The organism is Rossellomorea sp. RS05, assembly GCF_039822645.1.
GTDB classification, from domain to species: Bacteria; Bacillota; Bacilli; order Bacillales; family Bacillaceae_B; genus Rossellomorea; species Rossellomorea marisflavi_B.
Map to the genome: position 1 here is coordinate 77,664 of NZ_JBDKWY010000005.1, position 11,305 is coordinate 88,968.

The 11,305-nt window shown below is 51.0% G+C and carries 9 protein-coding genes; all 9 read left to right on the top strand.

The features are described from left to right. Nucleotides 1-126: 126 nt before the first annotated feature. A complete protein-coding gene (locus tag ABJ225_RS14030; RefSeq protein ID WP_048006708.1) occupies nt 127-585 on the top strand; it encodes an 8-oxo-dGTP diphosphatase in 459 nt (152 codons plus the stop codon). Between the two features lie 51 nt (nt 586-636). Then, complete coding sequence (rapZ, locus tag ABJ225_RS14035) at nt 637-1,530, top strand: RNase adapter RapZ (protein WP_056540441.1); 894 nt, start codon at nt 637-639, stop codon at nt 1,528-1,530. Beyond that, on the top strand, nt 1,527-2,492 hold the full coding sequence (locus tag ABJ225_RS14040) for a gluconeogenesis factor YvcK family protein (protein ID WP_048016202.1): 966 nt from the start codon (nt 1,527-1,529) through the stop codon (nt 2,490-2,492). Before rapZ ends, ABJ225_RS14040 begins: the two co-directional genes overlap by 4 nt. Nucleotides 2,493-2,517: 25 nt before the next feature. Beyond that, nucleotides 2,518-3,465, top strand: coding sequence for a DNA-binding protein WhiA (gene whiA, locus ABJ225_RS14045; protein ID WP_048006711.1), 948 nt, complete (start codon nt 2,518-2,520; stop codon nt 3,463-3,465). Between the two features lie 27 nt (nt 3,466-3,492). Next, a complete protein-coding gene (locus ABJ225_RS14050) occupies nt 3,493-3,750 on the top strand; it encodes an HPr family phosphocarrier protein (RefSeq protein WP_048006712.1) in 258 nt (85 codons plus the stop codon). 303 nt (nt 3,751-4,053) lie between these two features. Next, entirely contained in the window at nt 4,054-5,637 is a 1,584-nt protein-coding gene (locus ABJ225_RS14055) for a diguanylate cyclase (RefSeq protein ID WP_347320829.1), read from the top strand. A gap of 5 nt (nt 5,638-5,642) precedes the next feature. Further along, a complete protein-coding gene (locus ABJ225_RS14060; RefSeq protein WP_048013411.1) occupies nt 5,643-6,683 on the top strand; it encodes a HEAT repeat domain-containing protein in 1,041 nt (346 codons plus the stop codon). Then, complete coding sequence (locus tag ABJ225_RS14065) at nt 6,680-8,092, top strand: glycosyltransferase family 2 protein (protein WP_048013410.1); 1,413 nt, start codon at nt 6,680-6,682, stop codon at nt 8,090-8,092. Before ABJ225_RS14060 ends, ABJ225_RS14065 begins: the two co-directional genes overlap by 4 nt. Beyond that, nucleotides 8,089-11,304, top strand: a complete 3,216-nt coding sequence (locus ABJ225_RS14070) for a hypothetical protein (RefSeq protein ID WP_048016205.1) — start codon at nt 8,089-8,091, stop codon at nt 11,302-11,304. Before ABJ225_RS14065 ends, ABJ225_RS14070 begins: the two co-directional genes overlap by 4 nt. The last annotated feature ends 1 nt before the right edge of the window (nt 11,305 follow it).

An 11,305-nucleotide genomic window follows, 5' to 3' on the forward strand; every position in this document is an offset into this window, starting at 1 on the left:
TTCGATGTTTATCGACATTGTCCCGCCACCGCAGACATTGTGGCTTGTATGCGTTCATAGTATAATAAAAAGAATGATAAAGAATGGGGATCTGTACATCCCCATAGTCGGATTGAGGTGAATGGAGTGCAGAGAGTTACAAATTGCTTATATCTGGATGGAGACAAGGTTCTCCTTCTTCAGAAACCAAGAAGGAACTGGTGGGTCGCGCCAGGCGGCAAGATGGAGTCCGGTGAATCGATCCGTGACGCCGTCATCCGTGAGTATCGCGAAGAGACGGGGATCTACTTGAAGAACCCTGATTTGAAGGGGGTCTTCACCTTCATCATTAAAGACGGAGATCAGATTGTCCAGGAGTGGATGATGTTCTCGTTCTTTGCAACAGAAGCAGATGGCGTGAACTTCCAGGAGTCGGAGGAAGGTACGATCAAGTGGCATAATATCGAAGAGATCCGGGAGCTTCCCATGGCGGAAGGGGATTTCCATATCCTCGATTATCTCCTGCACGGTAAGAAGACCATTTACGGAACCTTCACCTATACGCCAGATTTCAAGCTTTTGTCCTACCGATTGGATCCGAGCTGAACTGGGTTTACACGAAAGCAGATAGATAGAAACCTTACAGGGGGGAAGAGCATGAGTACGGGTTCAGTAAATGAAGTACAATTAGTCATCATCACCGGGATGTCGGGTGCCGGCAAGACGGTTGCCATGCAAAGCTTTGAAGATCTGGGATTCTTCTGCGTAGACAACCTGCCGCCGACCCTGCTTCCGAAGTTCCTGGAACTGATGAAAGAGTCGGGTAATAAGATGAATAAAGTCGCGGTCGTCATGGACCTCAGGGGAAGGGAGTTCTTCGACCACCTCTTTAAATCACTGGATGAATTGGCGGAAACGTCCTGGGTGACGCCTCAGATCCTGTATCTGGATGCCGATGATGCGGCCTTGGTACGCCGCTACAAAGAAACGCGCCGCACCCATCCGCTGGCACCTGCAGGTCTTCCCCTTGAGGGAATCAAGCAGGAGCGGGAGCTGTTGGAGGAATTGAAAGGTCGCGCTCAGATGATTTACAAGACGTCGGAAATGAAGCCGCGTGAGCTCCGGGAGAAGATCTTGACGGAGTTCTCGGTGAATAAGCAGAGTATCTTCACCGTAAATGTCGTTTCCTTCGGGTTCAAGCACGGTATTCCCATCGATGCCGATTTGGTGTTCGACGTGCGCTTCCTGCCGAATCCCCATTACATCGAGTCCATGCGTCCACGGACGGGCCTCGATGAGGATGTAGCGACATATGTTCTGAAGTGGAACGAGACGTCGAAGTTCATCGAGAAGGTGACGGATCTTCTTTCCTTCATGCTTCCTCAGTATAAGCGGGAAGGGAAGAGTCAGCTTGTGATCGCCATCGGCTGTACGGGCGGCCAGCATCGTTCCGTCGCCTTGGCGGAGTATATCGGTCATCATTTTGAAGAGGATTATGAGACCATCATTTCCCACCGGGACATCCAGAAGAGAAAGGGCATAACAACATGACTGATCAGCCTAAGGTTGTCGTGATCGGTGGAGGGACAGGGCTCCCTGTCCTTCTCCGGGGATTGAAGCGGCACCCGATCGATATTTCGGCCATTGTGACCGTCGCAGATGACGGCGGGAGCTCCGGTCGGCTGCGTGACAGCCTGGACATCCCTCCTCCTGGAGACGTCCGGAACGTACTCGCGGCCCTGTCTGAAGTAGAGCCATTGATTGAACAGATGTTTCAACATCGATTCGAAACGGAAAATGAATTATCCGGTCATGCACTGGGCAATCTGATCATTGCCGCCATGACGTCGATCACGGGGGACTTTGTCCACGCGATCCAGGAGATGAGCCGCGTCCTGAACGTGAACGGGAAGGTCCTTCCTTCTGCGAATCAGAGCGTGGTCCTGAAAGCCGAGATGGAGGACGGATCCATCGTGACGGGAGAATCAAGTATCCCTGAAGCGGGGAAGCGGATCAAGCGTGTCTTCATCGACGCGGATTCGGTGAAACCGCTGCGTGAAACGGTCCGCGCCATCGACGAAGCCGATTTGATTGTGATGGGACCGGGAAGTCTATATACTAGTATATTGCCGAATCTTCTTGTACCGGGGATCGGTGAAGCAATCTGCCGGTCAGAAGCGAAGAAGCTTTATATATGCAATATCATGACCCAGGCGGGGGAAACCCTTGACTACTCTGCGAGTGACCATGTGAAGGCGATCTTCGATCATATGGAGGTGCCGTGCATCGACTGCGTGCTTGTGAATAAAAAGCAGGTGCCGGAAGAAGTGAAGGCACTCTATCGTGAAGAGCAGGCAAAGCCTGTCCATTATGACGTGGAGAAGCTGGCGTCCATGGGACTCGAAGTGGTGGCCGAGGATATTCTATCCTATGAAAACCAGCTTGTGCGTCATAATACAGAGAAGGTGGCCGATATGATCTTTTCATATCTGAAGGAGTCACTGGAGAAATAATGTTGTTTGCTAGGAGGTGATGGGGATGTCATTTGCGTCAGAAACGAAAAAGGAACTTACCAATATCGAGGTGAAGGATTGCTGTGCGAATGCCGAGCTTTCAGCACTGATCCGGATGAACGGATCACTGTCCTTTTCCAATCAGCAGCTTGTGGTGAACATCCAGACCGAGAATGCTGCCATCGCCAGAAGGATTTACACATTGATCAAAAAGGGATACGACACCCCCGTGGAACTCCTTGTCCGGAAGAAAATGAGGCTGAAGAAGAATAACGTCTACATCGTCCGAATCAAGGAAGACTCGAAGATGATCCTGGAGGACTTGAAGATACTCGGAGAGGGCTTCACCTTCATCCATAATATATCCGAAGACCTGATCAAGAAGAAGTGCTGTAAGCGTTCTTATCTGCGCGGGGCCTTCCTTGCAGGGGGATCCGTGAACAATCCGGAAACCTCGTCCTACCATCTTGAAATCTTCTCTCTTTACGCAGAACACAACGAAGCGTTGTCAGAGGTGATGAACTCATTCGGGCTCAACAGCAAGACCCTTGAGCGCAAGAAGGGCTTCATCACGTATCTGAAGGAAGCAGAGAAGATCACAGAGTTCCTGAATGTCATCGGGGCCCATAACGCCCTCATGAGATTCGAGGACGTCCGGATCGTCAGGGATATGAGGAATTCGGTCAACCGGCTTGTAAACTGTGAGACCGCCAATCTGAATAAGACGATCGGTGCCGCACTGAGACAGGTCGAGAACATCAAGTTCATCGAGAAGCACGTGGGGCTCCAAGTTCTCCCTGATAAGCTCCGGGAAATCGCCGAGCTGCGCGTAACATATCAGGATGTAACCCTGAAGGAACTGGGTGAAATGGTATCCGGAGGGACAATCAGTAAATCAGGAATCAACCATCGCTTGCGTAAGATCGATCAGCTTGCTGAGAAAATCAGGGCGGGCGAGAAAATCCATTCGTAATCGACGACAAAGGGGAGAGAGTGTCCAATGGTAGAAAAACGCATAGAAGTGAAATTGAAAACCGGTCTTCAAGCAAGGCCCGCTGCACTATTCGTTCAGGAGGCAAACCGCTTCTCATCTGATATATTCCTTGAGAAGGATGGGAAAAAAGTGAATGCCAAAAGCATCATGGGACTCATGAGCCTGGCTGTCGGCACCGGCGTTTCCGTCAACCTGATTGCGGATGGAAGCGATGAGGATGAGGCAGTGAAAGCACTTGAAGAATTTGTTTCCACCGAGGGGTAAAGAAAATCGGCGTCCATACCATAGGACGCCGATTTTTTTAATGGGTATATAATCCTTATTTTTCTAAAAAAGAGAATTGACCCCTTAAAATGTCTCATTTTACGCTATTTCACCCCTTCTTTCATGGTAGTGTATTAGGGGATTTGGTACATTAGTTAGTAAGAGGTTTTTTCTTACATATGAAGAAAAAATGCTTAATAAAGTATCTAGATATGATGATTTGCCAGGAGTATAATAGGTTAGCTGTGTTGACGGTCTACGGCTGAAAGATCAGCCGATCAATGAGAAAAGGAAGACGGATATATGGATAAGTATACAAAGCATTTCTTTGAAAATATTCGCAAGAAACTGTCGGAATGGGAAGCGGCAGAGAAGATCCCCCATGAGGAGGTGTACCGTTTCATCCACTCCCTCGCAGGGTCTGCCTCGGTTTTGGGCTTGGATGCAATCGGTAAGAAGGCACGTACCATCATGGATGGGCTCCCGGAGAAAGATTCACGCATGTGGAGTATGAATGAAATACGGGATGAACTCTTCGACATCATCGAAGCCTGCTATCTTCATGTGGAAGGAGAGATCCCCGATTTCTCCAGGAAATACGAGCGCAGGGGAGAGGGACCGGTTGTCCTCATCATGGATACGGATACCCATTTTCTGATGGAAGCAAAGGAGAAGGGGGAGGCAGAAGGGTGGCATGTGGTGCCTGTCGTCAGTACGGAAAAGGCGATTGGTCTGTACTATGATGTCCGTCCTGATTGCGCGATCCTCAATGTGGATATGGCAGATGATGAAGAGCTTGATTCCTTCAAGCAGAACCTGAAGAGCCACTATGTTCCAGCCGTGATGATGAGTTCCGATAGGAGCAAGGAGGTCAGGGTCAAGGCTTATAAGGTCGGGGCCGATGATTTCATGGCAAAGCCGGTGGACATGGATGAATTCCTTGTCAGGGTCGACCGCCAGCTTCAACGGAAGAAGCACCTCGAATCTCTCGTCCTCATCGATGAGCTTACCCATGTGTATAACCGGAAATATCTTCAACAAGCGTATTCCAGACTGAAGGATCAGGGAGACCGTCAGCTATGTGTGGCGATTCTGGATATCGATCACTTCAAGAAGGTGAATGATACATATGGACATCTGATTGGGGATGAAGTGCTGAGGGAATTTGCCGGATACCTTAAGCAGAAGGTGGGGGCACAGGACATCATCTTCCGCTACGGTGGAGAAGAGTTCGTCATCCTGTTTCACGGAGCTTCCCTCCATGAAGCAGTGGCCAGATTGAATGTCCTTCGCGAGGACTTCAGCCTTCACACCTTCTTTGCCGGAGAAGCATTCAGCTGTACATTTTCAGCGGGAGTGGCGGAGATCGCCGATCCGGGCCGACGGTTCGAGCACTGGCTTGGTCTAGCGGATACGGCTCTGTACGAAGCGAAGGAAGGGGGCCGGAATCGGGTGAAATCCGAAGTCCTGAAGCTCGACCCTTCTCATGAGAAAATCCTTAAGGTGGCCATCGTAGATGATGATCCCATCATCCGGACCGTGATGAGTGACATCGTGGCGAAGCTTCCACAACAGCCGGGCGTGCGTTACGACGTAAACACGTTCGATAACGGGGAATCCTTCCTCTACGATGAATGGCATGGCAGTGAACAGACCCTTGTCGTCCTTGACGGGGTGATGCCGAAGATGGATGGCCTGGAGGTATTGGAACATCTTCGACGACGTCAGGATTCCGATCGCTACAAAGTGATCATGCTGACCTCGAGAAGGAGCGAACGGGACATCTCGAGATCTCTGCAACTTGGAGCCGATGATTACATCACCAAGCCCTTCAAGCTTCTTGAGCTCGAAGCGCGCTTGAATCAAATACTGAAGAGAATGAGGTAAGGCCATTGTTCAAAGATGAGCTGTTGTTTTTTGTCGTGATGCTCGGGATCTTCCTGATCATCTTATTCTCGATCTTTCTTTATCTCGTTATGAAAAAAACAAGAGAAACGAAGAAACGTGACGTCATAGAGGCATATAAAGAGGAATACCAGCTTCCCCTCTTCCATTTCCTCAGGGAAGGGGTGGAGGAAGTTGAAGTGGGGAGGGATCCCTTTCAGGTCAGGGCTTTGATCGAGCTGATGGCGGGTTTCTCCCAAACATTCGCAAGCGAGGATATCCTTATGAGGATCAGGCTCTTCGCCGAGGACCATTTTGACGGGGAGATCAAAAAGCATCTCCGTCACCGGCGGTGGAGCATGCGGATGAACGGCCTGTACTGGATCGAGGACTTCGGGATGCGCACCATGAAAACCGAACTCGACAGGGTCTATCAATCACGCAGACTAACCAAACAAGAAGAAATCCAAATCCTCAAGATCGACATCAAAAACGGATCCCCTGACGTCATGAAAGCCCTCATGCATCCAAAGCATGTATTCACGGAATTTGAGTACAGCCTCCTCTTTCAGGCACTCGGTCCCAAAGACTTTGAGGGACTCATGGATGTGGCAGGCGAATTGCCTGAGGTGATGCATCATTCCCTCATTGACAGCATCGGCCTGAGGCGGAATCCCCGTTATGCAGGGTTTTTGGAGGATAAACTAGGCTTGGCATCATCTGAAATCCGGATTCGTGCCCTGAAAGCGATCGTGGCTATGGAGCATTATCTTCCAGCAGACCTACTCGCCGAACACCTGAAGGCAGAGTCCTGGCAGGAACGGCTCATGGCCATCAAGGTGTGTGAATACGTGCGTAGTCCTGAATTGACCGGCCTTCTCATCAGCTTGATGAGGGATGCGTCCTTCTATGTGCGGTCACAGGCCGCTCAGGCCATCATGCGTCTTGAGCGCGGGCAGCAGGTTCTGAGGGAGATTGCCATATCAGAAGAAGACCTGTATGCCAGGGATATGGCGGAACAATGGTTGGAAAGGGGGCGTATCACATGAACATTTCAGACGCATGGGGAAACGTCCTGCTCGGCATCGGGTGGTTCGTCCTCATATATATGATTCTTGTTATCTCTTTTTATTCGATTCTTCTCGTGATCTCCATGTTCCAGCTGCGGAAATCGTACCAGCTTGACGACTGGGAGCCGTATGAAGAGCTCCTTCATCTTTCCCAGACGAAGCCGGTATCGATCCTGGTGCCCGCCTATAATGAATCCGTCGGGATCATGGCCACGGTCCGGTCCCTCCTGAGCATCGAGTATCCGGAATACGAAGTGATCATCGTGAACGATGGGTCGACGGATGATTCCCTTGAGAAGCTCATCGAGACGTTCCAGCTGGTGAAGATCAAGTGGGTCATCCGGCAGCAGCTCGAAACCCAGCCTGTAAAAGCGGTCTATCAATCGAAGCTGTATAAGAACCTCCTTGTCGTCGATAAAGCAAACGGAGGGAAGGCCGATGCCCTGAATGCAGGGATCAATGTGTCCAACTTCCCGTATTTCTGCTCAATCGACGGGGATTCGGTCCTTGAGCGGTCCGCCTTCCTGAAGGTCATGAAGCCCATCATCGAATCTGATGGAGACGTCATCGCCTCAGGTGGAAGCATACGGATCGCCAATGGATGTGACATCGAGAGCGGAGAAATCGTGAAGATCGGGTTATCCCGTTCTCCCCTTGTCGTCATGCAGGTGATCGAATATTTGAGGGCGTTCCTGATGGGACGAATTGGTCTAAGCCGGCACAATCTCCTCCTCATCGTATCTGGGGCCTTCGGCGTCTTCTCGAAGAGCTGGGTCATCCGGGCCGGGGGCTATGCCCATACGGTGGGTGAAGACATGGAACTTGTCGTGAGGCTCCATCGATTCGTGAAAGAAGAGAAAGCAGACAAACAAATCGTCTACGTTCCGGATCCCGTCAGCTGGACGGAAGCACCGGAGTCCATGAAATACTTGCGGAGACAGCGGAGCAGATGGCACCGTGGACTGTTCGAGAGCCTGTGGATCCATAAAAAACTTCTGTTCAATCCGAAATACGGCTCCATCGGCATGGTGAGCATGCCCTATTTCCTCATCATCGAGTTCCTCGGACCGGTCGTGGAGCTGACGGGCTATCTCATCATGATCGTCTCGCTGCTGTTCGGCGGCGTTTATCTGGAGTTTGCCATCCTCTTATTCTTATTGTCGATCTTCTACGGTTCGATTCTTTCCATGTCGGCCGTCCTGCTGGAGGAGTGGACGATCCGGAAATATCCGAAGGCATCTGACATTACGAAACTATTCTTCTATTCCCTTACAGAGACCCTCTGGTATCGCCCGTTGACCGTACTGTGGCGCTGTGAGGGCATCATCGACTTCCTCCGCAAGAAGCGGGGCTGGGGTGAAATGGCGAGAAAAGGAGTATCCAAATGAACAACGTGAAACGATATGGCTTCCTGATCTTCATCTTGGGAATCGTCCTGCTTCTGACCTCCCCGTTCTGGGTATGGCAGGTGAAGGGGAAGAAAGATCTTGACCTGATGATCGTGGATAAGACCGTTCCCGATGAAAGCTACCGGGAGCATAAAGGCTTGATGTGGCTATTGAATCAGCAGAAATATAGGCAGAGCGACGGTAGTAGCTACCGGGAGGACACAGACTACATCGGTTATGACCCGAAGGAAGGGAAACCGACGTCTGTTCCGGAATCCGCCGAAGGCTATGATGCCGTCTACATCACCGATACATACGGGGTGTACGAAGAAGATCTGGATAGGGAAAACGTCTCCGGTTCCCGGTCCTCCAAGGTGTATGGAGGGCTCGAGGAGGAAGAGATCGATTCCTTGAAGTCCATGGCCCTGAATGAAGGGAAGACCATCATCGCAGAGTTCAACTCCATGGCCGATCCCACGGATGAAAAGGTCAGGCGTAAGTTCTACTCCCTTTTCAATCTTGAATGGTCAGGGTGGATCGGGCGCTATTTCCCCGATATGACAAGCGAAGAGGTGCCGGAGTGGGTCCGCAACAACTATAAAGAGCAATACGGGAAGGACTATGCGTTCAAAGGCGGCGGCTTCGTCCTTGTCGACCGGTCGGATCGCCTGATGATCCTGAACGGGGACGACATCACCGATAAAGGAGCCATCTTCTCCACCACGAAGAAGGGGGAAGAAGAATTCGGTGAAGACCTGTCGGTTGCGTATTCCTACTGGTTCGATATCGTCGAAGCCATCAATCCGGACGAGGTGCTGGCCGAGTATTCCCTGTCCCTTACCGACAAGGGGAAAGATAAGCTGAAGGGAATCAATTTGCCTACAACCTTCCCTGCCGTGATCCACCAGGAGAACCGCCAATTCGAAACCTATTACTTCAGCGGTGATTTTGCCGACCAGCCGGACGTGCCGAATCTGTACCAAACATCGGGACTGCCGACATGGCGGAAGTGGACGGAGGGCTCAGGACCGGATGAAGAAACGGCATTCTACTGGAAGGCGTATGCCCCGATGATGGACACAATCCTTGAGAGGATCCATCGCCAGAAAGATGCCCCAAAGGCGAAAGCGCAGAAAGCGGAAGTCGAGGATGGCATCAAGCTTGCAGGCAAGGTGGGATCCGATTACGTCCAGATCAACCAGGGCGGCAAGTGGAAGGATCTCACCATCAAAGGCGTCAATATGGGGATTGCGAAGCCCGGACATTTCCCCGGCGAGACGGCCATCACCAAGGAAGAGTATCTGAGATGGTTCAAGCAGATCGGCGCCATGAATGCCAACTCCCTACGAGTCTATACGATCCATCCGCCGGAGTTCTATGAAGCTTTCTACGAATACAATCAGATGGCTGAAAAACCGCTCTACCTCTTCCATGGGGTGTGGGTGAATGAAGAGATCTTCCTGAAGACGAAGGATGCCTTTGCCAAGGAAAACACTGAAGAATTCCAGGATGAAATCAAACGCACGGTCGATCTGATCCATGGGAATGCAGAGATTCCCGATCGCCCCGGCCATGCTTCGGGAAGCTATACCCATGATATCTCACCTTACGTCCTCGGCTGGGTGTTCGGGGTCGAGTGGGATCCAGAAGTGGTCCTCTCGACGAACGAAAAGCACAAGGGCATGAAGGATCTGAAGGGTGAATATCTCTATACAGAAAAGGCTAGGCCATTCGAAGTATGGATTTCCACCATGATGGATGAAGCCGTATCGTATGAGACCTCCACCTATCAATGGCAGCGCCCCGTCAGCTTCACCAACTGGGTGACCACGGACCTTCTCGATCACCCGTATGAGCCGTCCGAGAAGGAAGACATGGTATCGGTGGACCCGAACCTCATCAAAGCAACGGACCAGCTCCATACCGGACTATTCGCATCGTATCATATCTATCCGTACTACCCGGACTTCCTCAACTATGAGCCGGAGTACATCAACTATCTTGATCACCGTGGTGAGAAGAACAACTATGCAGGCTATCTGAATGATATGAAGAATCATCATACCATGCCGCTCGTCGTCGCTGAATTCGGCGTGCCGGGCTCCCGCGGTCTGACCCACCGGAATGTCGACGGACTCGATCAGGGACACCATTCGGAAAAAGAACAGGGTGAGATTGACCGCAGGCTCTTCGAGGACATCATCGAAGAGAATCTGGCTGGCGGAATGGTTTTCACCTGGCAGGATGAATGGTTCAAACGGACATGGAACACGATGGACTATGATGACCCGGACAGACGTCCGTTCTGGTCCAATGCCCAGACGAATGAACAGCAGTTCGGCGTCCTGAGCTTTGATCCTGGCAAGAACCGAACCGACGTCCTTCATGTGGACGGACGCAGGGAAGACTGGGCGTTCAAGGGCATTGAACCTGCATTCGAGGACGGTAAGCATGCCCTCTACGTTTCTAGTGATGAACGATATGTATACGTGAGGGTCGATACAGATTCTGTGAAAGATAAAGACTCTTATCTTCTCTTTGATACAATTCCGGATCAGGGTCAATCGACCATCCCGGGGGTCGATGATGTGAAGACCAAAGGAGTGGATTTCGTCCTTCATATGAAGGGGGATCAGACCGCCCAGCTCCTCGTAGACAGCTATTATGACAGCTACTACTATCACTACGGGAACCTCTTAGAGATGATCGATAAGGAGCCGTATGCGGGCAAGAAGGATAACGGCGTCTATCATCCGATCCGACTGACCCTGAATAAGGAGCTGACAATTCAGGGCAAGACCCTGCCGTTTGAATCCTATGAAACAGGCAAGATGCAATTCGGTACAGCGAACCCCGGGGATGAAGACTATGACTCCCTCACGGATATCAGCGTTTCCCCAGAAGGCGATATGACCGAAATCCGCATCCCGTGGCAGCTCCTCAACATCAAGGATCCGAGCCTGAAGGATGCCATGGGGGATATGTGGAAGACAGGAATTGAAGGCAAGAAGAAAATAGACTCCATCAATATCGGACTTTATGAAACGGACGGGAAGGAATCATACGCCTATCCTGCTCTGAAAGACGGCTTCATGGATCCGGCTGCATTTTACCGCTATTCATGGAAAGAGTGGGAAGAGCCGACTTTCCATGAGAGACTGAAAGATTCCTATTATATTCTGCAAGAAGCGTATGGAAAAGGAGGGAAATAAA

Excerpts from the sequence above, each read along its gene's own strand:
- rapZ (WP_056540441.1), top strand. The coding sequence starts at position 637 with ATGAGTACGGGTTCAGTAAATGAAGTACAATTAGTCATCATCACCGGG.
- ABJ225_RS14040 (WP_048016202.1), top strand. The coding sequence starts at position 1,527 with ATGACTGATCAGCCTAAGGTTGTCGTGATCGGTGGAGGGACAGGGCTC.
- whiA (WP_048006711.1), top strand. The coding sequence starts at position 2,518 with ATGTCATTTGCGTCAGAAACGAAAAAGGAACTTACCAATATCGAGGTG.
- ABJ225_RS14050 (WP_048006712.1), top strand. The coding sequence starts at position 3,493 with ATGGTAGAAAAACGCATAGAAGTGAAATTGAAAACCGGTCTTCAAGCA.
- ABJ225_RS14055 (WP_347320829.1), top strand. The coding sequence starts at position 4,054 with ATGGATAAGTATACAAAGCATTTCTTTGAAAATATTCGCAAGAAACTG.
- ABJ225_RS14065 (WP_048013410.1), top strand. The coding sequence starts at position 6,680 with ATGAACATTTCAGACGCATGGGGAAACGTCCTGCTCGGCATCGGGTGG.
- ABJ225_RS14070 (WP_048016205.1), top strand. The coding sequence starts at position 8,089 with ATGAACAACGTGAAACGATATGGCTTCCTGATCTTCATCTTGGGAATC.